The organism is Kitasatospora sp. NPDC058048, assembly GCF_042885555.1.
GTDB lineage: Bacteria > Actinomycetota > Actinomycetes > Streptomycetales > Streptomycetaceae > Kitasatospora > Kitasatospora lactacystinica.
This window is the reverse complement of sequence record NZ_JBHVRT010000003.1, coordinates 66675-92539: the sequence shown is the minus strand read 5'-3', so window position 1 is coordinate 92539 and position 25865 is coordinate 66675. Positions and strand designations below refer to the sequence as shown.

Annotated in this window: 17 protein-coding genes; 7 read left to right on the top strand and 10 right to left on the bottom strand. The window is 76.2% G+C overall.

The window, feature by feature from the left end:
- Positions 1-85: 85 nt before the first annotated feature.
- The gene (locus tag ACFVVA_RS04190) at positions 86-4846 is read left to right on the top strand and encodes a DNA repair ATPase (protein WP_387685514.1); all 4761 of its coding nucleotides are present in this window, start codon (positions 86-88) and stop codon (positions 4844-4846) included.
- A 34-nt stretch (positions 4847-4880) separates the two neighbouring features.
- The gene (locus ACFVVA_RS04185; RefSeq protein WP_387685512.1) at positions 4881-5294 is read left to right on the top strand and encodes a PPOX class F420-dependent oxidoreductase; all 414 of its coding nucleotides are present in this window, start codon (positions 4881-4883) and stop codon (positions 5292-5294) included.
- 113 nt (positions 5295-5407) lie between these two features.
- Here ACFVVA_RS04185 and ACFVVA_RS04180 read toward each other — a convergent pair whose 3' ends face one another.
- A complete protein-coding gene (locus ACFVVA_RS04180) occupies positions 5408-6028 on the bottom strand; it encodes a TetR/AcrR family transcriptional regulator (protein ID WP_387685510.1) in 621 nt (206 codons plus the stop codon).
- 113 nt (positions 6029-6141) lie between these two features.
- Here ACFVVA_RS04180 and ACFVVA_RS04175 point away from each other — a divergent pair, with 113 nt between their 5' ends.
- Complete coding sequence (locus ACFVVA_RS04175; RefSeq protein ID WP_387685508.1) at positions 6142-7194, top strand: alpha/beta hydrolase; 1053 nt, start codon at positions 6142-6144, stop codon at positions 7192-7194.
- Between the two features lie 698 nt (positions 7195-7892).
- Here ACFVVA_RS04175 and ACFVVA_RS04170 read toward each other — a convergent pair.
- From ACFVVA_RS04170 to ACFVVA_RS04145, 6 genes are all read right to left on the bottom strand, one after another.
- Entirely contained in the window at positions 7893-9584 is a 1692-nt protein-coding gene (locus tag ACFVVA_RS04170) for an FAD-dependent oxidoreductase (protein WP_387685506.1), read from the bottom strand.
- Positions 9585-9642: 58 nt separating this feature from the next.
- Complete coding sequence (locus tag ACFVVA_RS04165) at positions 9643-10554, bottom strand: diiron oxygenase (protein ID WP_387685504.1); 912 nt, start codon at positions 10552-10554, stop codon at positions 9643-9645.
- 201 nt (positions 10555-10755) lie between these two features.
- A complete protein-coding gene (locus ACFVVA_RS04160) occupies positions 10756-11808 on the bottom strand; it encodes an alpha/beta hydrolase (RefSeq protein ID WP_387685501.1) in 1053 nt (350 codons plus the stop codon).
- Positions 11809-12019: 211 nt separating this feature from the next.
- Positions 12020-13042, bottom strand: a complete 1023-nt coding sequence (locus ACFVVA_RS04155; protein WP_387685499.1) for an RNA ligase family protein — start codon at positions 13040-13042, stop codon at positions 12020-12022.
- 108 nt (positions 13043-13150) lie between these two features.
- Complete coding sequence (gene aroA, locus ACFVVA_RS04150; RefSeq protein ID WP_387685497.1) at positions 13151-14398, bottom strand: 3-phosphoshikimate 1-carboxyvinyltransferase; 1248 nt, start codon at positions 14396-14398, stop codon at positions 13151-13153.
- A 164-nt stretch (positions 14399-14562) separates the two neighbouring features.
- Positions 14563-15192 (bottom strand): TetR/AcrR family transcriptional regulator, encoded by a 630-nt coding sequence (locus tag ACFVVA_RS04145; protein ID WP_387685495.1) that lies wholly within the window; start codon positions 15190-15192, stop codon positions 14563-14565.
- A gap of 162 nt (positions 15193-15354) precedes the next feature.
- Here ACFVVA_RS04145 and ACFVVA_RS04140 point away from each other — a divergent pair, with 162 nt between their 5' ends.
- Positions 15355-16785: an amidase gene (locus tag ACFVVA_RS04140; RefSeq protein WP_387685493.1), complete on the top strand. Its 1431-nt coding sequence runs from the start codon at positions 15355-15357 to the stop codon at positions 16783-16785.
- A gap of 105 nt (positions 16786-16890) precedes the next feature.
- Here the strand turns inward: ACFVVA_RS04140 and ACFVVA_RS04135 are convergent, their stop codons facing one another.
- Together ACFVVA_RS04135 and ACFVVA_RS04130 are read right to left on the bottom strand one after the other, a co-directional pair.
- Positions 16891-17583, bottom strand: coding sequence for a response regulator (locus ACFVVA_RS04135; RefSeq protein WP_387685491.1), 693 nt, complete (start codon positions 17581-17583; stop codon positions 16891-16893).
- The gene (locus ACFVVA_RS04130; protein WP_387685489.1) at positions 17580-18800 is read right to left on the bottom strand and encodes a histidine kinase; all 1221 of its coding nucleotides are present in this window, start codon (positions 18798-18800) and stop codon (positions 17580-17582) included. Before ACFVVA_RS04130 ends, ACFVVA_RS04135 begins: the two co-directional genes overlap by 4 nt.
- Before the next feature lie 235 nt (positions 18801-19035).
- Between ACFVVA_RS04130 and ACFVVA_RS04125 the strand changes: the two genes are divergently transcribed.
- The 3 genes from ACFVVA_RS04125 to ACFVVA_RS04115 all read left to right on the top strand — a co-directional run bounded on the left by ACFVVA_RS04125 (position 19036) and on the right by ACFVVA_RS04115 (position 22188).
- A complete protein-coding gene (locus tag ACFVVA_RS04125; RefSeq protein WP_380545651.1) occupies positions 19036-19320 on the top strand; it encodes a hypothetical protein in 285 nt (94 codons plus the stop codon).
- Positions 19321-19672: 352 nt separating this feature from the next.
- Positions 19673-20893: a hypothetical protein gene (locus ACFVVA_RS04120; protein WP_387685487.1), complete on the top strand. Its 1221-nt coding sequence runs from the start codon at positions 19673-19675 to the stop codon at positions 20891-20893.
- Positions 20893-22188, top strand: coding sequence for a hypothetical protein (locus tag ACFVVA_RS04115; RefSeq protein ID WP_387685485.1), 1296 nt, complete (start codon positions 20893-20895; stop codon positions 22186-22188). Before ACFVVA_RS04120 ends, ACFVVA_RS04115 begins: the two co-directional genes overlap by 1 nt.
- Positions 22189-22236: 48 nt before the next feature.
- On the opposite strand, the gene ACFVVA_RS04110 is transcribed toward ACFVVA_RS04115, so the two are convergent.
- Positions 22237-25197 carry an AAA family ATPase gene (locus ACFVVA_RS04110; RefSeq protein ID WP_387685483.1) on the bottom strand — a complete coding sequence of 987 codons (2961 nt, stop codon included), beginning with the start codon at positions 25195-25197 and terminating at the stop codon, positions 22237-22239.
- Between the last annotated feature and the right edge of the window lie 668 nt (positions 25198-25865).

Genomic DNA, 25865 nt, shown 5'->3' with positions numbered 1-25865 from the left:
GGACCGCCCGACCCGCCGGAACCGCCCGACCCGACCGACCCGACCGATCAGACCGATCAGACCGATCAGACCGAGGAACGTGACCGTGACCGTGGACGCCCTCGACGCCCGGCTCGACGCCGGCACCTACGAGGTCCTGCGCGACCGGCTCGCCCGAGCCGCCGCCGAACTCGCCGACCGGGCCCAGGCGTTGAACGCCCGCCGGGTCGACGAGTTCGGCGGCGGGGAGCTGCGGCTGGCCGGCACCGGACGGCTCACCACCGACCGGGCCTGCCTGCCGCAGGACCTCACCACCGCCGGCGGGCTGCTGCTGCTCGCCACCCGGCCGACCGAATCCGCCGATGGCGCCGGGGACTTCACCGACGTCCTCGGCCTGCACCACCCCGACCTCTCCCCCGCGCCCGCCGAGGGCACCCTGCTGGACGACCCGCGGCTGCGCCAGGACCTCGCCGATCTGCGGCGCTACTTCCGCGACGCCCGGCTGGAGCGGCTGCGCGCGGTGGACGGCCGACTGCTCGCCGTCTTCCGCACCGGCCCCGCCGCCACCGACGTCCGGGTGCTGCGCTGGCGCCTGGACGGCGGCTCCGCCGACGACGCCCAGCCGTCCTACCTGGACGGGCGCGGCGAGCGCGACCACGTCCCCGCCGACGGGCAGCAGCTGCCCTGGACCGCCGTCACCCGGGACGACCAGCTGCCCGCCGGCCCCGGCCGCCCGCCCCGCGCGGACCTGGCCGGCGAACTGCTGATCGGCGTCGACGGCGGCCGGCTGACCATCGCCGCCCCGGACGGCCGGGAGCTGCACCGCGAACCGCTGGCCGAGGCCCTGCAGACCCTCGCCGACGCCCGGATCGCCCACGCCCGGCTCGGCACCCTGCTGCTGGTGCGGGTGCGCCCGTACCAGGAGGAGACCGACCGGCACCTGGTGGTCCACCTGCCCACCGGCACCGTCACCCGGATCGACGCGCTCGGCCAGGCCTGCCTGCGGCTGCCCGCCGACCAGGGCGTGGCCTTCCCCGGCGGGTGCCACCTGGTGGACGGCACCGTGCGCGTCTTCGACCAGCCGGTCGACGGCCTGGTGCACGAGCGCACCGTCCTGTCGCCCAACGGCGAGGACGTGCTGTACGAGTTCCGCTCCCCCGCCGACGGCCGCGCCCTGCTCCAGCCGTACAACAGCGTGCGCCAGGAGGCCGCCGCCCCGCTGCCCTGCCAGGGTTACGCGCTGCTCGCCGACGGCACTCTGATCGCGCTGCGCCCGGCCGAGGACGGGCCGACCCGGCTGCACCCCGTCCAGCTCTGGCAGAGCCCGTTCACCAGCGAGCGCTTCGCCGCCGAACAGCCGCCCGGCAGCGGGCCGCTGGCCCGGATCGGCAACGCCGACCTGGTCCGCGGCCTGGCCGACTGCCTGGCCCTGGCCCGGCTGGCCGCGGCCGGCGCCGACACCCCGGCCGGCCACCGGGCCGTCCTCGCCGCCTGCACCCGCACCGCCGACCGGCACCACTGGCTCGGCCAGAGCGGCCTCGGCGACCTCGCCGCGCCGCTCGCCGAGATCCGCGACACGGCCCGGCAGGTCGTCGCCGAGTACGAGGCCGTCGCCCAGCTCACCGCGCACGCCGCCCGGCGGACCGACGAGACCGCCGAGCACGTCGAGGGCCTGCTGCGCACCGCCCGTGGTGAGACCCTGGCCGACGCCGCCGAGTGGGTCGACCGGCTGGCCGGGCTGCGCCGCGCCCAGGGCCGCGTCGAGGCGCTGCGCGACCTGCCGCGCGCCGACGCCGGGCGGATCGACGCGCTCGCCGCGCACCTCGCCGAGGGCCTGGCCCGGGCCGCCGACCGCGCCGTCGTCCAGCTCGCCGAGCCGACCGCCTTCGAGCCGCACCGGCAGCGGGCCGGCGAGCTGGCCGAGCGGTGCGCCGCGATCGCCACCGCCGCCGAGGCCGAACCGCTGGGTCTCGAACTGGCCGCCCAGAGCGAGGCCCTGCAGACCGTCTCGGAGCTGGTCGGCACCCTCGACCTGGCCGACGCCACCACCCGCACCGCGATCCTCGACCGGCTCGCCGACGTGCTCGGGCTGCTCAACCGGGCCCGGTCCGCGCTGACCGTGCGCCGCCGGGAGCTGCGCACCCGCGAGGCCGCCGCCGAGTTCGCCGCCGAGACCGCCCTGCTCGGCCAGGCCGCCACCGCCGCGCTCGCCGCCGCCGACACCCCCGAGGACTGCGACGAGCAGCTCGGCCGGCTGCTGCTGCGGATCGAGCAGTTGGAGACCCGTTTCGCCGACGCCGACCCGGCCCTCGGCGAGCAGCTCACCGCCCGGCGCACCGAGCTCCACGACGCGCTCACCGCCCGCCGCCAGCACCTGCTGGAGGAGCGGGCCCGGCGTGCCGACCGGCTGGTCGCCTCCGCCGGGCGCATCCTCGACACCCTGCACCGCCGGCTGGCCGCGCTGGACACCGCCGAGGAGATCGAGGCGGCCTTCGCCGCCGACCCGACCGCCGTCAAACTCCGCGACCTGGCGGGGCAGTTGACCGTGCTCGGCGACCGGGTCCGGGCCGAGGAGCTGACCGGACGGCTGCGCGCGGCGCGCGGCCGCGCCCAGCGGGCCCTGCGCGACCGCGCCGAACTCGCCGGGGACGGCCCCGGCACCCTGCGGCTGGGCCGCCACCTGTTCGCCGTCACCACCCGGCGGCCCGAACTCGCCCTGGTGCCCTGGCGCGGACGCCCCGCCTTCACCCTCACCGGCACCGACTACCGCTCCCCCGTCACCGACCCGGCCTTCGCCGCCACCGAGCGGTACTGGGACCGCCCGCTGCCCTCGGAGACCCCGCGGCTGTACCGCGCCGAGTACCTGGCGGCGAGCCTGCTGCCGGCCGCCGAGGCGGGGGCGCCGCGCACCGACGGCGAGCTGCTGGAGTACGTCCGGCGGGCCGCCGAGCAGCGCCCGGACGAGGGCTACCAGCGCGGCGTGCACGACCATGACGCCGCGCTGCTGCTCCGCGCCCTGCTCCGGCTCGGCGCCGGGGCCGGGCTGTTGCGCCATCCGGCGGGCGCCCGGGCGGCCGCCCAGCTGTACTGGGCGCACGGCGCCGACGAGCGGCAGCGGCTGCTCTGGCACACCCGGGCCCGCTCGCTGGGCCTCGCCCGGGACGCCTTCGGCGGCGCCCCGGCGTCGGCCGCGCTGGCGGCGCTGACCGCGCTGGAGGCCGAACTCTCCGCCGCCGTCTCGGAGTTCGTTCCGGGGGCGGAGCCCTCCGGTCCCTACCTGGTGGCCGAACTGGCCGCCGCCGCACCCAGCTTCGCCCACTCCCCGGGCGCCGCCGCGCTGGTCGACAAGTTCCGTGCGGCACCCGAGTCGGCCGGCCTCACCGAGGCGCTGGCCGCGCTGCCCGAGGAGCCCGGGCTGCTGCCGGTACGGCGCCAACTGGCCACGGCCTGGCTGGAGTCGGGAGCGGCCGACGCCGACCCGGCCGACCTCGCCGAAGCGGCCGCCGTCCTGCTCTGCCCGTCGCTGCCGCGCCGGCCCGCCGAGGGGGCCGTGGGCGCCCGGATCACCGGACTGCTCGGCGACCACCCGCGGCTCGCGGGCGGGGCGCTCGACCTTCGGCTGGACGAACTGCTCGCCAGGGTGCGGGAGTTCGAGCAGGTCGAGATGCCCGGCCACCGGGCCTACCAGCGGCTGCGGGGCGAACTGCTGGCCGCCGAGCACGCCCGGCTGCGGCTCGACCAGTACCGGCCCGCCCCGCTCAACGGCTTCGTCCGCAACCGGCTGATCGACCAGGTGTACCTGCCGCTGGTCGGCGACAACCTCGCCAAGCAGCTCGGCACGGCCGCCGCCGGCGGGCCGGTCGACCGCAGCGGCCTGCTGCTGCTGGTCTCCCCGCCCGGCTACGGCAAGACCACCCTGGTCGAGTACCTCGCCGAGCGGCTCGGGCTGCTGCTGGTCTCCGTCAGCGGCCCCGCGCTCGGCCACCGGGTCACCTCGCTGGACCCGGCCGAGGCCCCCGACGCCACCTCCCGGCGCGAGGTCGAGAAGCTCAACTTCGCCCTGCACGTGGGCGACAACGTGCTGCTCTACCTGGACGACGTCCAGCACACCTCGCCCGAGTTCCTCCAGCGCTTCATCCCGCTGTGCGACGCCCAGCGCCGGATCGACGGCGTGTGGGACGGCGAGGCCCGCGAGTGGGACCTGCGCGGCAAGCGCTTCGCCGTGGTCATGGCCGCCAACCCGTACACCGAGTCGGGCCGCCTCTTCCGGCTGCCCGACATGCTCGCCAACCGCGCCGACGTGTGGAACCTCGGCGACGCCGTCGCCGGGCGCGAGGACCTCTTCGCGCTCAGCTTCGTCGAGAACGCCCTGCCAGCCGGCCCCCACCTGGCCCCGCTCGCCACCGCCGAGCGCGCCGACCTCGACACCCTGCTCGCCCGCGCCGGCGGCCTGCCCGGCGGCACCCTGGCCGGCGCCTGGCCCGCCGCCGAGGTCGAGCGGATGACCGCCGTCCTGGCCGGCCTGCTCCACCTGCGCTCCACCGTCCTGGCCGTCAACCGCGCCTACCTGGCCTCCGCCGCCCAGGACGACCGGACCCGCACCGAGCCCCCCTTCCTGCTCCAGGGCTCCTACCGCAACATGGCCAAGCTCGCCCAGCGCCTCGACCCCGCCCTCACCCGCCCCGAGCTGGACGCCCTGCTCACCGACCACTACCGGGCCGAGGCCCAGCCCCTGGGCGCCGAGGCCGAGGCCCAGCTCCTCAAGCTCGCCGAGCTCCGCGGCACCCTGACACCCGAGCAGGCGGCCCGCTGGGCGGAGCTGAAGCGGTCCTGGCAGGAGCGCGGGCGCGCCGCCGAACGCCCTTGACCTGAAGGGCGCTTGAGGTCCTAGCCTCGGCCGCATGGGCTACTTCACCGAACGCGAACGCGGCTATCTCACCGGCCAACCGCTGGCCCGTCTGGCCACCCTCGGCCCGGACGGCTCCCCGCAGGTCCGGCCGGTGGGCTTCCGGCTCAACGACGACGGCACCATCGACATCGGCGGGCCGGACAACGCCGGCAGCCGCAAGTACCGCAACGCCCGGGACCGCCCCGAGGTCTCCGTCCTGATCGACGACCTGGCGCCCGCCGACGATCCGGTCGCGGGCGGCTGGGGGCGCGGCGTGGAGATCCGCGGCCGGGCGGAGGTGCTCGCCGTGGACGTCCCGCCGGTGGCGCCCGACCGGTTCAGCCGGGACGTCATCCGGGTGCACCCCCGGCGGATCATCACCTGGAACCTGGAGTCGCTGGGCTCCACCGCCCGGGACGTCGGCTGACCCGGCCGGCCCCCGCACCCTCCGCGGCGCCCCCTGCCTCCCCGGCCGGGGGCGCCGCCGTGCTGTGTGCGCCGGCCGTCGTCCCGTGTGCGCCGGCCGCCGTGCCGTGTGCGCTAGCCGTCGTCCCGTGCGTGCCGGTCCCGGGCCCGCAGGCCGTCCAGGATCAGGTCCGCGAGGCGCTCCGGGAGTTCGGGGCCGATCTCGCGGTGGCCGAGCAGGGCGCGGGCCTGGAGGGGTGCGCTGAGCAGTTCCAGGGCGAGGTCGGCGTCCGTGCCGGCCGGGAGTTCGCCGCGGTCGACGGCGCGCCGGACGACGGCGCCGGCCTGGGCGAGGCGGGAGTCCCAGAAGACCTGCCAGGCCTCGGCGAGGGCCGGGTCCTCGGAGCCGAGGGCGGCCGCGCGGGCCACGGCCCGGCCGAGCGGGGTGGCCAGGTACGCGGCGAGCGCGCGGGCGAAGGCGGTCAGGTCGGTGCGGACGGCCCCGGTGTCGGGGACCGGGATGCCCTCGTCGCTGGCGGTCAGCATGGCGTCCAGCACCAGCTTCTCCCGGCTGCCCCACCGCCGGTACACGGTGGTCTCGTTGACGCCGGCCCGGGCCGCGACGTCGGCGATGGTGAGCCGGGCGACGCCCCCTTCGGCCAGCGCCTCCATGGCGGCCGCCAGGACGTCCCGGCGCACCCGGGCGGCCCGGCCGCCCGGACGGCGGCGGATCGGGTCCGGCTCTTCCTCGGTCATGTGTCGATCACCTCGCCACCACCTTAACGCAGGAGCACTTGCATTAAGCGATCCCCCGGCGCATAGTCGCTAATGCAAGAGTTCCGGCTTTAAGAGCGACAGGAGGCATCGCCATGTCCTTCACCTGGCCCCTGGACCCGCAGGACCTGTTCGTCGAGCGCTACCCGCAGATGACCCTCGGCCTGCCCGCCGCCGAGGTGGACGCGGTCCGCGCGACCGTCACCGACATGTGGGCCGACCGGCCCGGCGGCTGGGTGTACGAGTGGTCCGCCCTCGCCGCCCGGCACGCCGGCGCCGGGCGCCACCGCCAGGCCGCCCAGGCGTACGGCTGGGCCAAGTTCCCCTCGCTCGCCGACGCTCCGAAGCGCACCGCGCTGGCCCGCCAGGTCGAGCAGTACCTGCTCGCCTCGCCCGGCTTCCCGGTCGACGTCGAGCGCCGCACGCTCACCGTCCCCCACTGCGGCGGCGAGGCCGCGGTCCCGGTCCACCTGATGGCCGCGCCCGGCCTGCCCGCCGCCGCCCCGGTGGTGCTGGCCAGCGGCGGGGTGGACTCCTGGAAGACCGACCTGCACGGCATGTGGGAGCAGCTCGCGCTCGCCCTGCCGGTCCGGCTGCTGCTGTTCGACCTCGCGGGCACCGGCGAGACCTCCCACCTGCCGATGACCCCGGACGGCGGCACCGAGGTGATCGAGGGCCTGATCGCCTTCGCCCGTACGCTCGGCGACGGCCGGGTCGGCCACTTCGGCATCTCGATGGGCGGCTACTACTCCGCGCGTACCGGGCTGACCGGCGCCGTGGACGCGGCGGTGGTGCTCGGCGGCCCGGTCGAGCACTCCTTCGACCCGGACCGCGGCTTCGACTTCGGCATGGACGGCATCGTGGGCAACGCCCTGGGCTTCGACGCCGCACCGGACCGGGCGGTCCTGGGCCGGGCCTTCGGCTCCTTCGGCCTGCGCCCGCTGCTGGACCGGGGCGACCAGGCGCCGATGCTGGTGCTCAACGGCGCCGACGACGTCCACGTCCCGCAGCACGACACCCTGGTGTTCGCCGGCCGCCGCGACACCCGGGTCGAACTGATCCCGGACACCGGGCACTGCGCCATTTCGAGGTTCGACGAGGCGATGGCGCTGATCGTCCCCTGGCTGAGGACCACTCTCCTGGGATAGTCCGACCACCGCACGGGTCCCCCCGTCGGGGTATCCGCGCGTGTCGACGATCCGGCCGAGTGGATCAGTGCCCCGGGCCCGGCCCCGGACTCCGCTCCGGGCCCGCAGCCGGGTCCCACCCCGGGTTCCACCCCGGGCCCCGCGCAGGGCTCCGCCCGGGGCTCCGGCCCGGGCCGGGCACCGCCGGCCGGTCCCGGGCCGCCGGTGCGGCCAGCGCGTCCCAGACGGGATCGGGCAGCCCGGGGACGGCCCGCCCCTCGGCCTGCCAACGCCGGGCCAGCTCGGCGTAGATGGGCGCTTCCGGGCCGGGTTCCGCCACCGGCCGTTCCGTCACCCACTGCTCCCGCACCGGCGGTTCCGTCGGCCCCCGCGGCTCGGGCGTCGGGGGTGCCGACGGCGGTTCCGGAGGCCTGTCCGGAATGCCGCGCAGGATCGTTTCCTCACCCGGCTGCCGTTCCGGCACCGGCAGCCACCCGAATCCACTCACACCCACCCAACGCACCCCGCCCGCGCCGGGACACGGTCGGGTCAACCCGGCGCTCCGCAGGTCAACCCCCTGCGGAGCGCGGCCGGGTGCGCAGGAAGTCGGCCCACCCCCCATCCAGCGCACCTCGTGGCCTCCCCAATGTCCCGGCACGGCCCGTGGGTTCTTCCCGGCGAGGCTCCGGGGTTTCCCGCCCGGGCCCGGGTCTTCCCCGCTACCGCCGCCGCCCCGCCGCCAGCAGCTCGGGCACGCTGGCGAGCTTCACCCGGGGCCGCCCCTCGGCCTCGCCGCGCTCGCGTTCCGCGCGCTCCACCGCCCGCAGCTCCCGCAGCCCCACCGCGTCCGGCCGCCGGTGCCGCACCAGCCGCTCGAAGTCCTTGCGGCCCGCCTCCGGGACGGGCAGCGCCCGGGCGGCCGCGTCGTCCAGCAGCGCGTCCACGGTCTCCCGCGCGCAGGCCCGGTTGGCGCCGATCCCGCCGGACGGCCCGCGCTTGGCCCAGCCCACCACGTACGTCCCTGGCAGCGGCCGTCCGGTCGCCGGGTCGACGACCCGCCCGTTCCGGTGCGCGACCGTCCCGGCCCGCTCGTCGAACGGCAGCCCGGGCAGCGGTACGCCCCGGTGTCCGATCGAGCGCACCACCAGCCCGGCCCGGAGCACGTCCGTCGCCCCCGTGCCCTCGACCCGGCCGTCCGCCGTCGGGGTGGTCCGCTCGACGGTCAGGGCCTCGACCCGGCCGTCCCCGGAGAGTTCGACCGGCGCCGACAGGAACCGCAGCACGATCCGCCGTCCCGGCCCGGGCTCCGCGGACCCGTCGAACGGCACCAGCGGCAGCCCGGTGAGCAGCCCCGCTCCCGCCGCCGTGCCCGACCCCGCGCCGGACCCCGATCCCGCTTCCGCTCCCGCCGCCTCGATCGCCGCCCGTACCTCCGGGTGGTCCTCGACCACCACCTCGACACCCGGCAGCTGCCGCAGGGCCAGGAACTCCGCCCTGGTCCACGCCGCCTGTCCGGGCCCGCGCCGGGCGAGCAGCACGACCTCCCGGACCCGGCTGCGGCGCAGCGCGGCCAGGGCGTGGTCGGCGATGTCGGTGGCGGCGAGCCGGTCGGGGTCGGTGAGCAGGATGCGGGCGATGTCCACCGCGACGTTGCCGTTGCCGATCACCACCACGCGCCGGGCCGACAGCTCCACCGCGTCGGCGGGCACGGTCGGTTCGGCGTTGTACCAGCGGACGAACGCGGTCGCGGGCAGGCTGCCCGGCAGGTCCTCGCCGGGGACGCCGAGCCGCCGGTCGGCCGCCGCGCCGACCGCGTACACCACCGCGTGGTGGTGCGCGGCGAGCTCCTGGTGGGTGAGGTCCGTGCCGATCTCCACGTTGAGGTGCATCCGCAGCCGGGGGTCGCGGAAGACGCTCGCGAAGCTCTCCGCGATCCGCTTGGTGGACTGGTGGTCGGGCGCGACACCGTGCCGCAGCAGGCCGCCGGTGACCGGCAGCCGGTCGATCATGGTGATCTCGGCGCTGGTGCCGCGCAGCAGTTCCTGTGCGGTGTACCCGGCGGAGGGGCCGGTGCCGACGACCGCGATCCGCAGCGCGCCGAGCTCGTCCGGCAGGCTGCGCGGGAAGCTGGGCGCGCCCCAGGCGTGGTCGCTGGGGTGGTCGCGGAACCAGTCGCGGTTGAGGTCGCCGAACACGGCGTCGGGCCCGCGCAGCCGGTCGACCGGGTACACCGCGTCCACCGGGCAGGCGTCCGCGCAGGCGCCGCAGTCGATGCAGGCCCGCGGGTCGATGTAGAGCATGTCGGTGGTGCCGAACTCCGGCTCGTCCGGGGTCGGGTGGATGCAGTTGACCGGGCAGACGGACACGCACGAGGCGTCGTTGCAGCAGGTCTGGGTGATCGCGTAGGCCATGGCCGGGTGGGGTCCTCGCTGCGCGTGGGGGATGGGGCGGCTTGGTGGCGACGGTCCGTCAGAGCATGTGCACCCGGCGATAGACGGCCGCCGAGCGGCTGGTGAGCAGTCCGGTCTCGGCGAGGAAGGCCATCAGGTGCCGGGAGCTGGTGCGCATCATCGCCTTGCGGTGCTCGCTGGCCCGCACCTCGGCGAGCGCCCGCTGCACGTCGAGCCCGGCGGCCTTGTAGACGCCCGGGTGCACCATGCTGGTGACGATGACGTACGCGCCCACGGCGATGCCGGTGGCGGAGGCGCGCCGGCGGGCGGGGCTCGCGTGGCGCATCCGCTCGCGGATCTCCTGCCGGGCGAACTTCATGTGCCGGGACTCCTCGACCACGTGGATCCGGGAGGTGCCGCGGACGATCTCCAGGACGTTCTCGCCGCGCATCCAGTCGCGCTGCATGACGTCGAGCACCTCTTCGGCCACCAGGATGCCGCCGTAGGCGAGTTCGCCCTTGGCGAGCGCCTTGAAGGCGCGGCCGGCCTGGGCGATCAGCTTGTGCGGGCGGTAGGCGGGGACGCCCATCTTGGCGCAGGCCCGGGCGAACATGATCGAGTGGCGGCACTCGTCGGCGATCTCGGTGAGCGCGAACTGGAACGCGGCGTCGGCGGGGTTCCTGAGGTACTGGTCGCGCAGCACCATCTGCTGGAGGATCATCTCGAACCAGATGCCGGTGTTCATGATCGAGCAGACCTCGTGCCGGGTGAGCACGACCCGCTGCCGCTCGGTCATCTCGTCCCACAGCCGGGTGCCGTAGAGGGTGCTCCACTCCGGGTTGAGGCCGTAGTGGTCCTCCGGGAGCGGGGCGTCCCAGTCGATCTCGGTCGAGGGGTCGTAGGAGAGGGTGGCGGCCGACTCCAGCAGCCGCTTCGAGACGTCGTCGTCGGCCTCGGTGTGGCCGTGCCCCGTCTGCCGGGTGAGCGCCATGGCTGCCTCCAGGTGCCTGTCTCCGCGGGCTCCCGCTCACCCGCTTATTAGACGGACAGTACAATAAGAGCCGGTCGCCGAGAACCCCCCGTGCGGCAACGACCCGGCGCGCGACCGTATGGTTCGCGCCCCGGGTCCGTCCCGCGTCCGTTCCGCGTCCGTTCCGCGTCCCTCCCTGTCCGCGCCGCTGCGCCGCGTCCGCTACGCCTCGCCGATCGCCTGCCGCAGCGCCTCCGCCGCCTCGGCCGTCGCCTCCCGGAAGCGGCCCCCGATTCCGAGGTAGTTGGCGTACCCGTGGATGAGGTCCGGCTGCCGGCTCAGCCGCACCGCGACCCCAGCCTCCTGCAGCGCCCGCGCGTACGCCTCGCCCTCGTCGCGCAGCGGGTCGAAGCCCGCGGTGCCGATGTACGCGGGCGGCAGGCCGGACAGGTCCTCGGCGAGCAGCGGCGACAGCCGCGGGTCGGTGCGGTCGGCGGGCGCGGGCGCGTACCGGTCGGCGAACCAGTCCATGTCCGCGTCGGTCAGGAAGAACCCGTCGGCGAACAGCCCGCGCGAGGGGCGCCGGACCGAGGCGTCGGTCGCCGGGTAGAGCAGCAGCTGGAACACCGGGGCGGGCCCGCCCCGCCGGACGGCCTGCTGGGCGACGACGGCGGCCAGGTTGCCGCCCGCGCTGTCCCCGCCGACCGCGATCCGCTCCGGGTCCGCGCCCAGCTCGGCCGCCTCGGCGTGGGCGTGGTCGAGGGCGGCGAGCGCGTCCTCGGCCGCCGCCGGGAACACGTGCTCGGGCGCCAGCCGGTACTCCACCGACAGCACCCGCACCCGCGCCCGCCGGGCGAGGAAGCGGGCGACGTGGTCGTGGCTGGCCCGGCTGCCGACCACCCAGCCCCCGCCGTGCAGGAAGACCAGCAGGCCGGAGCCCGTCGCCAGCCCGTCCGGGGTGTACAGCGTGGCGGCCAGTTCGCCGTGCTCCCGCGGGATGCCGACGCTCCGCGCGGCCACCGCACGGTCCTGCGGCCCGCCCACCAGGTGCCGCGCGTGCTCCATCGCGGCCCGCGACGACCCGACCCCGCCCGGCATCACCAGGGCCGCCTTGGACAGCCGTTGGAGCTTGAGCATCAGCTGCGCGTCCAGCGCGAGCGTCTGCCCGTCGCGGACCACCGGCCTGCCCGCGATGGCCCGCCGCAGGCCCTCCGGCAGGGCGTACGCGGCGCGGACGACGGCGGCCTGGATCCGGACGGGCGGTGGGATCGTCATCTCTTCTGCCTCCTGAGGGCGGCCCCGGAACAGCCCCGGAACGGTGTCGGGGCGGTGTCGGGGCGGTGTCGGGGCGGTTCTGCCGGGACCGGGAGCCCATGATGGGCCCCTCCCCCCGGACGTGGAAGCCTCCTGGACACCGTCTGAACCCGCCCTCGACCCCGCGCTCGACCACGCCCCCGCCCCCGCCGCGCGCCGTCGGCCCGCCCGCTCAGGCGCCGCGCCGGTCCTGCGCGTCGAAGGACGCCAGCGTGCGCGCGCCCGGTTCGAGCGCCCGGCGCAGTGCGGCCAGCACGTCCGCCTCCAACCCGCCCACGGCCTCGGCGAGTTCCTCCGCCACGTCCGCCGCGATCTCCTCGGCCACGGCGTCCGCGGCCGTACGGGGCCCCAGTTTGCTGACGGCGGCCGCGGCCCGGGCGGGGGTGAGCAGGGCGGAGGCCTGGACGAGGAGCCAGGCCGGGACGCCGGCTGCGCCCCGGGGCGGGGGGAGGTACGGGCGGGCGCCGTCGTAGCGGTCGTCCTCGGCGAAGGCCTGCTGCTTCACCTTCACCAGCGGACGGGCCGGGCCGGACTCGTGCCACTCGCCGGCGGGTTTGAGGACGTACCCCTCGGCGAGGTTGTCCGGCAGTTCGGGCAGGCCGAACAGCGCGGGCACCCGGGTGGGGTAGCGCACCGGCAGGTCGTGCAGGGTGGTCAGGGGGCCGTGCCCGAGCAGGGGCACGCAGGTGAGCCCGGCGGCCCGCGCGGCCGTGCGCAGGGTGCGGTCGGCGATCCACCGACGGCCCTCGGGCGTCTCGACGGTGGCGTCGAACGGCAGCCAGCGCAGGCCGGGGGCGTACCAGACGCCGGTCTGGACCGGGTCGACCCCGGGGGCGGCGGGCACCCCGGGGTGCGGGTAGCGGCCGCCGGCCAGTTCCCCGTAGATCGTCACCGCGGCACCGTCCCGGGTACCGCGCACCGCGGCGGCGAACCGGGCCGCCGCGACGGACAGTTCGGGCCAGATCCGGCTGACGCCGAAGAAGGCGTCCAGGCCCTCGTCGTCCAGCAGTTCACGCCGCTTCGCGGCCCGCACCGAGCCGCCCTCGCAGACCACCGCGAAGTGCGCCCCGTGCACCTTCTCGGCCGCGGTCCACTCCCGGCTGCCGGGCCCGCCGGAGCGGCCGCGCGCGGGGATCTTGGGGTAGGGCCGCAGCTCGGGCCCGTCTGACTCCGTCTCGAAAACCGTCTCGGACACGAACGGCATCCTCGCCGCCGGGCCCGCCGCCCGGCAACCGGGATTCCGGGGCGACCGGGATTCCGGCGGGCGACCGGCGGCGTCGGGGCGCCGCGCCGCCGCCGGGGGTCAGATCCCCCAGGCCGCCCGCAGCTCCGCGAAGACCTCGTGGAACCCCGGGAAGGTCTTCCGCACGCAGCCCGGGTCGTCGAAGGTGATGCCGGGCGTGCGCAGCGAGGTGACGGCGAAGGACATCACGATCCGGTGGTCGGAGTGGGTGGTGATCTCGGCCGGGCGCGGGGTGCCGGGCCGGATCTCGATCCAGTCGTCCCCGGTGGCCACGGTGATGCCCATCGCGCGCAGGTTGTCGGCGCAGGCCTCCAGCCGGTCGCACTCCTTGACCCGGGTGTTGTGGACGTCCTCGATCCGCACCGGGCCGGTGGCGAACGGGGCGATGGCCGCGAGTGTGGGCATGGTGTCGGAGATGTCCCGCATGTTGACGGTGATTCCGCCGAGCCGGCCGTCACCGGCCACGGTCGTGCGGTCGCCGCCGATGTCCACCCGGGCGCCCATCCGCCGCAGCACGTCCACGAACCGCAGGTCGCCCTGGAGCGCGTCCCGGCCGAGGCCCGGGACGGTGACCTCGCGGCCGGCCAGGGCGGCGGCGGCGAAGAAGTAGCTGGCGGTGGAGGCGTCCGGTTCGATCGGGTGGTCGGCGGCCCGGTAGCCGCCGGCGGGCACCTCGAACACCTCGCCGGCGGGGGTCCGTTCCCGCTTCACCTCGACCCCGAAGTCGCGCATCATCGCCAGGGTGATGCCGATGTACGGGGCGGAGACCAGCCGGGTGACGGTGATCCGCAGGCCGTCCCGGGTGAGCGGGCCGAGCAGCAGCAGCGCGGTCAGGTACTGCGAGGACTGCCCGGCGTCCAGGGTGAGTTCACCGCCGCGGACGCCGTCGGCGACGACCGTCAGCGGGTGGTGCCCCTCGGCCTCCTCGTGCCGCAGTTCCACGCCCAGCTCGCGCAGTGCCCGGGTGAGCGGGGCGACCGGGCGGCGGCGCATCTGGGCGGAGGCGTCGAAGCGGTAGGTGCCGCGGCCGGCGGCGGCGAGGGTGGGCAGGAAGCGCGCGGTGGTGGCGCCGTCCCGGCAGTACACCTCGGCGTCCGGCACGGCGGGCCCGGACGGGCGGCCCTCGACCCGCCAGGTGTCGGCCGTCCGTTCGATCCGGTACCCGAGGGTGTCCAGGCCCTGCACGAAGCCCTCGGTGTCGTCCGAGGACAGCGGGCGGCGCAGGGTGGTCACGCCCTCGGCGGCGGCGGCCAGGAACAGGGCCCGGGCGGTGATGGACTTGGATCCCGGGATCTCCACAGAGGTCACGGCAGGCTCTCCCAACACGAGTGTCCGACAGGCGTCTCCGGTGACGTCGGGCCCGATCCTGCCGCACCCGGCCGCCGCCTTCGCCGGCCTTCCACGGACTGGACGGTGACGCGGGCGACAACAGCGGGCGACGGATCGGCGGGCGACGGATCGGCGGCCTCCGGTCAGCAGCGCGCCCAGAGCCCGGCCAGGTGCGCGTGCAGGACCTCCTCCGCCTCCCCCACCGTCCGGTGCCCGACCAGGACGTGCGTGGTGAGCCCGTCGGCGAGGGCGAGCAGCGCGCGGGCCTCGGTCCGCGCGACGACGGCCCCGCCCGCGGCCGCCCCGCCGATCACCGATCCGCCGACGGCCGCCCCGCCGGCGGCTTCCGTGACCAGCCGCACCATCAGTTCCTCCAGCGCCGCGTAGCTGCTCCGCAGGGTCGCCGCCAGCGCCGGGTTGACGGCGGCCCCGGCGACGAAGGCGAGCCAGATCCTGGCCTCGGCCCGGTGCTCCTCGCGGAGCAGCGCCACCTCGCCCGCCACCAGTCCGAGTTCGCTGGCCGCCGACTGCGCCGGGCCGGCCGCGAGCCGGCTCCGCACCCGCTCGGAGACCCGCGCGCCGATGTGCGTGAGCGCGAACAGGAGCATCTCCTCCTTGGTGCGGAAGCAGCGCTGGACGGCTCCCATCGAGACCTCCGCCCGGGCGGCGACGTCCCGCAGGGTGACGCCCTCCAGCCCGTGCTCGTCCACCAGCAGGCAGACGGCCTCGGCGATCCGCCGGCGCCGGCCCTCGTGGTCCACCTGTTTGGGCATCCCCGGTCTCCCTCCGCGTTCCTTGGGTCCTTGTCGGTCCTTGTCGGTCCTCGTTGGCCCTCGTTTTATTTCGATGCAAGCGTATCGGCTCCCGGGCTATGGTGGCCCTGTTCCGATGCGGTCGCATCAGAACCAGGCCGAGGAGAGCCGAGGAGAACTCCCATGCCCTTGTGGAGCAAGCCCGCCACCGAACTCGCCGCCGCCGTGCGCACGGGCGAGGTGTCGGCCCTGGACGTGGTGGACGACCACCTGGACCGGATCGCCGACGTCAACCCGCACCTGAACGCCGTCACCCAGCTGCTCGCCGACCGGGCCCGCGCGGCCGCCCGGGAGACCGACCGCCGCCGGGCCGCGGGCGAGGAACTGGGTCCGCTCGCGGGCGTGCCGTTCACCGTGAAGGAGTGCACCCCGATCGCCGGCGTGCCGACCACCTTCGGCAGCCCGCGCTTCCGCGACCACGTCGCCGCCGCCGACGCCGTCCCGGTGGCCCGGCTGCGCGCGGCCGGGGCGATCCCGATCGGCCACAGCAACCTGCCGACGCTGATCCTCGCCGGGATGCACACCCGCAGCGAGCTGTACGGCGACACCCGCAACCCGTGGGACGCGGGCCGCACCCCCGGCGGCAGCAGCGGCGGGGACGGCGTGGCGGTCGCCGCCGGCATGGCCCCGCTCGGGCTCGGCAACGACTCCGGCGGCTCGGTCCGCGTCCCCGCCTCCTTCTGCGGGGTCGCCGCCCTCAACCCGACCACCGGCCGGTTCCCCGCCGACCAGCGCCTGATCGGCCCGGACGACCCCGGCCCGGCCTCCCAGGTCCTGGTCGCCGACGGCCCGTTGGCCCGTACGGTCGCCGACCTGCGGCTCGCCTACGAGACGCTGGCGGGCACCGACCCGCGCGACCCGCGCGCCGTGCCCGTCCCGCTGTACGGGGAACCGCTCGCCGGTCCGATCAAGGTCGCCGTCGTCGCCGATCCGGGCGGTCACGGCAGCCACGGCGGCCACGGGGTCCACCCCACCGTCCGCCGCGCCGTCGAGACCGCCGCCGACGCGCTGCGCGACGCCGGGTACGACGTCCGGGAGGTCCCCGACGTCCCGCGGATGGAGGAGGCGCTCGACGCCTACCACCGCCTCGCCGTCACCGAGTTCGCGCCGAGCTGGCCCGTCGTGCGGCAGCTGCTCGGCGAGGGCGGCGACCGCTACATCGAGCTGATGATGCACGGCGCCCGGCCCGTGGACGCCCCCGGCCTGATCCGGCTGATGAGCGTCTGGATGAGCATCCGCCGCTCCTGGACGGAGTTCCTGCACGAGTACCCGCTGCTGCTGGGCCCGGTGTTCACGGAGCCGCCGGTCGAGCCCGGACTGGAGTCCCGGGACCAGGCGGGCCGCGACCGGGTCGACTCGGCCATGCGGCTCTGCTCGGTGACCAGCTTCGTCGGCGTGCCGGCCGTCGCCGTCCCCACCGGCCTCGCCGCGGACGGCCTGCCCACCGGCGTCCAGCTCGTCGGCCGCGCCTTCCGGGAGGACCTGTGCCTGGCCGCCGCCCAGGCCGTCGAGGACCGCCTCGGCACCCTCACCCCGATCGACCCCGTGCGGTAGCGGCCCTCGGGGCCGTCGCGGCTCCGGGACCGTGGCGGCTCCGGGACCGTGGCGGCTCCGGCGCGGCGCGGCCCGGCGCCGTGGCCCGGCGCCGCGCCCCGCCGGCTACGCCCCCGGCAGCCCCGGCACCACCAACCCGCTCTCGTACGCGATCACCACCGCGTGGGTCCGGTTCTGCGCGCCGAGCTTGCCCAGCACGTTCCCCACGTGCGTCTTGACGGTCTCCTGGCTGACGGCGAGCGCCTGCGCGATCTCCGGGTTGGACAGTCCGGTCGCCATCAGCCGCAGCACGCCCTCCTCCCGCCCGGTCAGCGCCGCCCGGGGCAGCGCCTCGGCCGAGTCCAGCGGCCGGGCCGCGACCATCCGGCTCAGCGCGGCGGGGAACAGCACCGCCTCCCCCGCCGCCGCCACCCGCACCGCCTCGGCGATCTGCGGGACGGGCCGCCGCTTCAGCACGAAGCCGCTGGCGCCGGCGCTCAGCGCGGCGGTGACGTAGGCGTCGTTCTCGAAGGTGGTGATCACCACGACCTTGGGCGGGTCGGCGTGCTCCCGCAGCAGTTCGCGGGTGGCGTCGATGCCGTTGCGGCGCGGCATCCGCACGTCCATCAGCACCACGTCCGGCCGCAGCAGCCGGGCCTGCTCGACCGCCTCGACGCCGTCGGCGGCCTTCCCGACCACCGTGATGCCGGGCTGGGCACCGAGCAGGGTGCCCAGGCCGCTGCGGGTGAGGGGGTCGTCGTCGGCGATCAGGACGGTGACGTCGGACGGCGCGCCCGTGTCGGGGCCGGCGCCGCTCACGCCGACCACCGCATCGGCAGCCGGACCGCCAGCCGCCACTGCCCGTCGCCGGACGGGCCGGCCTCGAACTCGCCGTGCAGCAGCCTCACCCGCTCGGCCAGCCCGGGCAGGCCGTGCCCGGAGGTCGGGAAGCCGCTCGCGCCCGGTCCGGCGGCCGCGCCCGCCACCGCGTTGACCACGGTCAGCTCCAGTTCCTCCGGTCCCGCCGTCACCCGCAGCTCGATCGTCCCGCCGTTGCCGTGCCGCAGCGCGTTGGTCAGCCCTTCCTGGACGATCCGGTAGGCGGCCCGGGAGAGGGTGCCCTGCACCTGCGCCAGGTCCCCCGTGGTCCGCGGCGCCACGACGGCGCCCGCGTGCCGAAGCCGGTCGATCAGCTCGGGCAGGTCGGCGAGGGTGCGGGTCGGGGCGGTGCCGGTCTGCTCCTCGCGCAGTGCGCCGAGCACGTAGTCGAGGTCCTCCAGCGCGGCCCGGGTCGATTCCTCGATGCTGCGCATGGCGGCCCGCGCCGCCGCCGGGTCGTCGGCGAGCACCTCGCCCGCGACGGCCGCCTGGATGGTGGCGGCGGTCAGGGTGTGCCCGATGGAGTCGTGCAACTCGTGGGCCAGCCGGTTGCGTTCGGCCATCAGCCGCTCCCGCTCGGCGGCCAGGGCGAGCCGCTCGGCGGGCGAGGGTCCGAGCAGTCGCGGCGCCAGCCACCGCAGCGCCCCCGACGCCCCGGCGAGCAGCACCGCCGCGAGGACCAGACTGAGCGCCCCGATGACCCACGACCAGACGCCGGTCACGTCCGCGCCCCAGCCGAAGAGGCTGATCCGGGCCGAGCCCTCCACCCATCGCCCCGGCAGCGTCATGGCCATCACGAGGAACGTGCTGCCGCCGATCAGCACGGTCCACCCCAGCGCCACGTGGGCCACCACGAACGCCGGCGTCCGCCAGCGCTCCGTCGCGGCCCCCTTCACCGGGGCGGGCACCGCGACGCCCAGCAGTCGCCGCGCGCCCGCCGCCAGCACCCGGCGCACCACTCGGGGCAGCCCGGCCGCCGCGAGCAGCACCACCCACAGCGGCAGCGCCAGCCAGACCGAGTCCGGCCGCCCGGACACCCCGAGCGTCATCCCGAGCGCCACCATCGCCACCGGCAGCCCGGCCAGCGCTCCGAGTACCGCGAACAGCACCCCCGTGTACGTCGACCTGCGCAGCAGCAACCGCATTCCCTTGATCATGTTCGCCAGTATCACCGGCCTCCCGGCCCCCGCCCTCCCCCGATCGAGGGAGGAGCTCCGGCGGCCTCCCCCGGCGACCCGTCGACAGCACATCGGCGGTCGCCGGTGGGGGTCGACGGGGGCGATTGGGGGTCGGCGGGGGCCTCCGCGAACTCGGCCGGATCGCGACCACCCGTTCGCGTGAATACGGGTCGAAGCCGCCGCCAGGCCGCCGGAGTTCCAGACCATCGCATGAATGACGATCAATCAAAAGCTCTTCCGACAAGGCCTTTTGGCGACCGCTTCCACCGTCGCGGCACTGGCCGCGACGGCCGCCCAGGCCGCACCCGTCCAGCGGGACGACGGCCCGCACCGCTACAAGGTGTCCATCCGGAGTGCCGGGGCCTGGGCGCTGCCCGCCGGCCTGACCTCCTTCACCGTGTACGCCCGGGGTCCCGGCGGTGGCTCGTCCGGCCGGGACGGTCGGCCCGGTGGCGGCGGCACCGAGGGCGACGACGGCCCGCCGGTCGCCGCCCGGTAGCGCAACCCGCGCGCCGAGGAGGGCGGGGAGCAGCACACCCCCGCCACCCCGGCCACCGCACCCCCGGCCGGCGACGCGCGCCGGGAGGGCCGCGCGGGCACCCGCCGCCCGGGCACCCGCCACACCCGTCCGACATCCCACGAGACCGCCCCAAACCGTTCGGAACCGCTCCGCCGCCACCCCGCGGACGCGCCCAAAAGGGGTGTGATTCCGGCCGATTCGGCGATCGGCCTGCCAACGAACCGACCGTGGATGAGACTTGGCCGTCGGACCGGGAACCCGACCGACCCGACTCCGACGGAGCATCAACTCTCTTGATCCACTTGATCGTTGACACGACAGGAGTTTCCGGATGGCTGGTTCCCCCACCCTTCGCAGAGCTGCCCCGGCCGCCGCCGCGGTGGCCGTCGCCCTGCTGCTCGGCCCGGTGCCCACGGCCGCGGCGGCCGACCCGGGCGCACCGGTGCCGACCCCGTACCTGCTGCCGCTGCCCGCGAACGCCGCCCCGCTCAGCTCGGTGTACGGCCTGAACAACGCGGGCGACATCCTCGGCGAGACCTACCTGAACATCCCCAACCGGTTCGCCCCGCGCGCGCTCCGCTGGAACGCGCACCGGTCCGGCGTCACCACCCTGGAACCGCTGCCCGGCGAGGTCGCCACCCGCCCGGGTTCCCTGAACGCGTCGGGCGTCGCGGTCGGGGTCTCCTTCGCCGGCCTGACCGAGGACCACCCGGTCCGCTGGGCGGCGGACGGCACCCCGACCGCGCTGGAGCTGCCGGCCGGGGTCCGCGGCGGCAGCGCGTCCGGGATCAACAACGCCGGTGTGGTGATCGGCGGCTCGTACGACTCCGGCTACCGGCCCAAGCCCTTGAAGTGGCAGGCCGACGGCACCCGGGTCGACCTGCCGCTGCTGCCCGGCGACGACACCGGCTCGGTCTCGTTCATCAACGACGCGGGCTTCGTCATCGGCTGGTCCTCGGGGTCGGTCGGCGGCGAGTCCCGGACCCGGACGGTGATCTGGAGCCCGGCGGGTGACGTGACGGCGCTTCCGCTCCCCCCGGGGATCGACGCGGCCGGGGTCGTCCGGATCACCAACGACGGCGTGATCCTCGGCCAAGGGCGGCGCGCGGGGGGCACCGGGTTCGACCGGGTGGTGGCCTGGGACGCGAACGGCACCGCCCGGGACGTCGCCCACGGCCGGCTGAGCTCCGTCAACACCGCGAACACCATCGTCGGAACGACGTTCGGTGCCGACCGCTCCGAGCATGCCGCGCGCTGGACCCTGGACGGCACGCTGACGCTGCTCGACGCCCCGGCGGGCCGGCAGGCCTGGGCGAGCACAATCAACGCCGCGGGCACGACCGTCGGTTTCGCGGAGGGCCCGACCCCGTACCGCCGCACGCCGGTGCTGTGGCGGCCCGACGGCACGGCCGTGCCGCTCCCGCCGTCCTCGCTCAGCCCCTACGCCCGGGCCCTCCTCGTCAACGAATCCGGGGTGATCGCCGGGGATGCCACCTGGTACGACGCGCCGAACGCGCAGGATCTCCCGCGCGCGATGGTCTGGAAGCCCTGATGGCCGCGACCCGCCTCCACCTCCACCGGCCGACCGACTCGCGCCCCTCGCGCCCCGCGGCCCTCGTCGCCGCAGCGGCCCTCGTCGCCACCGCCGCGTCCGCCGCCCTGCTGCTCGGCCCGGTGCCCACGGCCACGGCGGCCACGGCGGCCACGGCGGCCACGGTGGCCGCTCCGGCCGCACCGCTGCCGGCCCCGCGGTTCCTTCCCGAGCCGCCGGGCACCGCCTACAGCCTGGCGCGGGGCCTGAGCCGCGACGGCGCCGTCGTCGGCGAGTACTACGCGGACGTCTCCGGCCAGCTCACCCCGCGCGCCGTCCGCTGGCATCCCGACCATCTCGGCTACACCGTCCTGGCGCCGCTGACCGGCGACCTGTCCAGCCGCCCGGTGGGGCTCAACGGCACGGGCACCGTGGTCGGGTCCTCCTACCGGACGATGTCCGACAACCACCCGGTCCGCTGGGCCCCGGACGGGACCGCCACGGCGCTGGCGCTGCCGGCCGGTGTCCGCGGCGGCGGCGCGGCCGCGGTCAACGACGCCGGTGTGGTGGCCGGCGGCTCGTACGACGACACGTACCGGTCCAAGCCCCTGAAGTGGCAGGCCGACGGCACCAGGGTGGATCTGCCGCTGCTGCCCGGCGACACCGCGGGCTCGGCCGCCGCCGTCACCAACGCGGGCGTCGTCGCCGGCACCTCCGAGCGGAGCCTCGGCGACGGCCGCTCCCGGGAGACTCCGGTGCTCTGGAGCCCGGGGGGCGCCGTGTCCGCGCTCCCGCTGCCGCCGGGCCTCGACGGGGCCCGGGTGGACGGGATGACCGACGACGGCGTGGTGCTCGGTCACGGGCGGCGCACCGGAGACACGGAGTTCGACCGGGTGCTGGTGTGGACGCCCGGCGGCGCCGTCCGCGACGCCGGTTACGGTCGGACGAGGGCCGTCAACAGCGCGGGCACCGTGGTCGGGGCGACGTTCGACGCCCACCGCTCCACCTTCGCCGCCCGCTGGAACCCGGACGGTACGCAGACCCTGCTCGGCGGCCCGCCGGGCCGGCAGAGCGAGGCGATGGCGGTCAACGGCGCGGGAACCGCCGTCGGCGAGGCGCAGGGCCCGGACTGGAACCGCACCACGGCCCTGCTGTGGAGGCCCGACGGGACGGCCGTGCCTCTCCCGCCGTCCCCGCTCAGCCCGTACGCCCAGGCGCTGTTCGTCAACGACGCCGGGGTGGTCGCCGGGAACGCCGTCGCGCTCGACGCGGCCGGCGAGCCGGTCGCGGCCCATGTGATCGTCTGGACGTCCTGACGGTCCGACGGCGGACGGCCGGCCGGTCCTCGGACCGGACGGCCGTCCTCAACCGCGCCCGGGTACCGGCGGGCCGCCGTCCTCGACGGCCGGCCCGAGGGCGTCGCGCAGCATGGTGCGGGACGTGATGCCCAGCTTCTCGTAGATCTGGTACAGGTGCGCGCCGACGGTGCGGTGCGAGATGAACAGCCGGTCGGCGATCTGCTTGTTGGTGAGTCCGGAGGCGGCGAGGCGGGCGATCTTGAGCTTCTGGGCGCTCAGGCCGTGGGTGTTCGAGGCGTCGGGTCCCGGTCTGCTGCGGCCCGTCGCCCGCAGCTCGTTCCTCGCCCGCTCGGCCCACGGCCGGGCGCCCAGCTCCTCGAACGCGGCCAGTGCGGCGCCGAGTTGGGCCCGGGCCTCGGCCGTGGCCCGGGTTCGGCGGAGCCGTTCGCCGTGGGCGAGCCGGACCCTCGCGTGGTCGAAGCGCCACCGGTCGCCGTCGGGGGTGTCCAGCGCGCGGGCGAAGCGGCGCAGGGCCTCCTGGTCGTCGTCGGTGCACAGGGCGGCCGAGGCCTCCAGGAGCATGGCGTGCCGGGAGGACACGGCGCCGAGCCCGGCCTCGCGCATGGCCCGGACGTGCGCGGCGGCCTCGGCCCGATGGTCGCTGCGGACGCCGGCTTCGACGAGGTGCGCGGCCACCCAGAGCGCGTGGGGGACGTGGGAGGCCAGGGTGCCGGCGGGGCTGACGGCGTCGGCGTGCCGGTAGGCGAGCGCGAAGTCCCCGCGGCCCAGGGCCGCCACGGCCGCGGCGTGGTGGGCGTAGTGTGCTGCGCAGGGGGCGCCGTGGCGCGCGGCCCAGTCGATGACGTGGCGGGCCGTCGCGAGGCTCTCGTCCGTGTGGCCGCGGGCGCCGAGGACGATGGACCTGATGTACAGGAAGTACCAGGCGAAGGCGCGGTACCCGTGCTCCTCGCAGGCGCGCAGCCCCTCGGCGGCGAGGTCGAGCGCCTCGTCCCACCGCCCGGTGAGGTAGTCCTCCAGGCACAGGTGGATGAGCGCGGAGAGGTACCGCCGGGCCGGTCCGCCCTCGCGCCCGGCCCGCACCACCTGCCAGGCGGTGTCGCGGACCTCGCCGAGGCGGTCGAGGTAGAGGGCGCCGGTGCCGACCCTGGTGATCAGTACGGGGTCGGCCTCCTCGCCCAACGCGCCCATGAGGGCGTCGAGTTGTCCGTGGGCGGCCGCGCCGGTGCGCGCGGGGTCGGCGAAGGTGCGGCCCAGGACGGTCAGGATGGCGGGCGGCTCGGGGGTGAGGCGTTCCACGGCCCGGTCGTAGGAGTGCCACAGTTCGGGCCGGGCGCCGAAGAAGCAGATCACGGCGAGGACGTGCAGCGCGTCGACGAGCGCCTTGTCGTCGGCCCGGTACCCGTGGGCACCGGCCGCGGACTCGATGGCCGTGGTCAGCAGCCGGTGGGCAGTGCCCACGTCGCCGCCCGCGGCGGCCGCTTCGGCGTCCCCGCCCGAAGCGCCCCCACCCGAAACGCCCCCGCCCGGCGCGTCCCCGGGGAAGACGTCCCCGCCGGGCGCGTCCCCACGGAACACGTCCCCGCCCGGCGCGTCCCCGTTGAGCACGAGCAGGGCCGAGGCCGTGGCCGAGTGCAGCGAGTCCTCCCCTTCCGGGGCGGCCTGCCGCGCGTCGTCGAGGAGCTTGCGGGCGCTGGACAGCGCCCCGGTGGACTCGGCCCCCAGGTAGGCGGCCTCGGCGAGCCGGCGGCGGCGGTTCGGCCCCTCCGGGGAGAGGGAGGCGGACCGGATCAGGGTCCGCATGGCCCCCGAGGCGTCGCCGCGCCGCAGGGTGAGGCCGGCGGCGTGCTCCAGCAGTGCGGCGACCTCCTCGTCGGGTTCGAGGGTGGCCTCGCCGAGGTGCCAGGCGCCGCGTTCGGGCCGGTCGGCCAGGGCCTCGGCCAGGGCCGCGTGCGCGGCGCGCCGTTCGCCGCTCAGGGCGTGGTGCACCACCGCGGACCGGATGAGCGGGTGACGGAACCTCAGCCGCCGTCGGCCTTCCTCGATGTGCACCAGCCGTTCGCGCTCGACCGGGGCGAGGTCGTCCAGGCCGTACGAGCCGGTGGCGCGGCGGGCGGCCGCCTGCAGCACGCCCAGGTCGCCGGTGCCTTCCAGGGCCGCGAGCAGCAGCAGGTGCCGGGAGGCGGCGGGCAGCCGGGCGATCCGCGCTCCGAACAGCGTCTCCAGCCGGCTGCTGAGGGGTGGCACGGCCGGGGATCCGGCGGCGGCCGGCTGCACGGCCGCGGGCAGTTCGAGCAGTGCCAGGGGGTTGCCGCCCGCCTCGGCCAGCAGCCGTCGGCGCACTCCGCGCGCGAGTCCGGGGTACCGGTCGGCGAGCAGCCGGGCCGCGGACTCGTCGTCGAGGGGCGGGAGTTCGTACGCGGGGAAGGCGCTGCTCTCCCTCGGGCCCAGTTCGCCGGAGCGCGCCGCCGCCACGAAGCCGACGCCGAGGCCGGTCACCCGCCGGGCGACGAAGCCGAGCACGGTGGTGCTGGCCGGGTCGACCCAGTGCAGGTCGTCGACGACGAGCAGCAGCGGCTGCCCGCCGGCGATGGTCTGGAGCAGCCGCAGGACGGCGTTGCAGACGACGAGTTGCTCCGGCGGCGGCCCGCTGTCGAAGCCGAGCGCCACGCGCAGGGCGTCGCGCAGCGCGGCGTCGAGCTGGTCCAGGGCGCCCAGGTGCGGGAAGAGGATCTGGTTGAGGCCGGAGTAGCCGCAGTCGGCCTCGAACTCCACTCCCGAGGCCCTGAGCACCCGGGCGCCGTCCGCGAGGGCGGACGCGGCGACGGCGTCCAGGACGGCGCTCTTGCCGACGCCGGCCTGGCCGGCCAGCAGCAGCGCCCCGCCGTCGGCCCCGATGCCCAGCCGCTCCCGGACCAGCCGCAGGTCGTCGTCCCGGCCGACCAGCAGGCCTGCGGCGCCGGGTGCGCCGGGCCCGTTCCCGCCCACCACGACCGTTCCCCTCCCCATGATTCGGCCCACGGTCACGCGCGCGCCGAAGTTCGGTCCGCCGCGCGGAAATGCCCACGATGCGGCCGTGATCGCCCCCCGACCGTATCCATTATGACGGAAAAAGAATGGTCAAGTTCCGGACTTGACGGTCCATTTCCAGCTGCCTGCCGCACTTCTCGTCCGCCGCCACGACACACGGCCCGACCTGCGCCGATGCGATCGGCCGCGCGGTTCTCGCAGCCGAATGAGCAATGCGCCCACTTGCCGCGGTGAATCACGGTTGGGCCCGCGGTTCCGTTCGATGCGTCGCGCCTCTGCCGAAATGCGCCATTCGACGGCCGCGCGTGAGCAATGTCACCGGGCCCGAATGCGGGATACGGACACTCCCCGATCGGTCCGGACGACGGCTCCGCGACCTGCGCGGCCCGGTGAGCCCGGCGGCCGGTCGACCCACGGACCGACCGGCCGTCCGCCGTCGGCGGGTCGGTGCCTGCTCCGCCCGGACGATCCCTCAATACGATCACCCGATCGGCCATTTCCGCAGGTCGGCACGGCGAGCCTGACACGCCATCAGGTCTGTTCGGATTGCGGCGCCGATTGCGGGGGCCGGCGGGGCATGGCTGTCTGGTTCTGGCAGGGCCGACCGGCGCTGCCACCTGTTACCCCGTACTCCCTGGAGGAGACCA

Bases quoted from the DNA above. Each gene is read 5' to 3' on its own strand.
- ACFVVA_RS04180 (WP_387685510.1), bottom strand. From the start codon at position 6,028: ATGACCGAGGAAGAGCCGGACCCGATCCGCCGCCGTCCGGGCGGCCGG.
- ACFVVA_RS04130 (WP_387685489.1), bottom strand. From the start codon at position 18,800: ATGATCAAGGGAATGCGGTTGCTGCTGCGCAGGTCGACGTACACGGGG.
- ACFVVA_RS04165 (WP_387685504.1), bottom strand. From the start codon at position 10,554: ATGGCGCTCACCCGGCAGACGGGGCACGGCCACACCGAGGCCGACGAC.
- ACFVVA_RS04160 (WP_387685501.1), bottom strand. From the start codon at position 11,808: ATGACGATCCCACCGCCCGTCCGGATCCAGGCCGCCGTCGTCCGCGCC.
- ACFVVA_RS04145 (WP_387685495.1), bottom strand. From the start codon at position 15,192: ATGCCCAAACAGGTGGACCACGAGGGCCGGCGCCGGCGGATCGCCGAG.
- ACFVVA_RS04140 (WP_387685493.1), top strand. From the start codon at position 15,355: ATGCCCTTGTGGAGCAAGCCCGCCACCGAACTCGCCGCCGCCGTGCGC.
- ACFVVA_RS04120 (WP_387685487.1), top strand. From the start codon at position 19,673: ATGGCTGGTTCCCCCACCCTTCGCAGAGCTGCCCCGGCCGCCGCCGCG.
- ACFVVA_RS04175 (WP_387685508.1), top strand. From the start codon at position 6,142: ATGTCCTTCACCTGGCCCCTGGACCCGCAGGACCTGTTCGTCGAGCGC.
- ACFVVA_RS04110 (WP_387685483.1), bottom strand. From the start codon at position 25,197: ATGGGGAGGGGAACGGTCGTGGTGGGCGGGAACGGGCCCGGCGCACCC.
- ACFVVA_RS04125 (WP_380545651.1), top strand. From the start codon at position 19,036: ATGACGATCAATCAAAAGCTCTTCCGACAAGGCCTTTTGGCGACCGCT.
- ACFVVA_RS04170 (WP_387685506.1), bottom strand. From the start codon at position 9,584: ATGGCCTACGCGATCACCCAGACCTGCTGCAACGACGCCTCGTGCGTG.
- ACFVVA_RS04115 (WP_387685485.1), top strand. From the start codon at position 20,893: ATGGCCGCGACCCGCCTCCACCTCCACCGGCCGACCGACTCGCGCCCC.
- ACFVVA_RS04185 (WP_387685512.1), top strand. From the start codon at position 4,881: ATGGGCTACTTCACCGAACGCGAACGCGGCTATCTCACCGGCCAACCG.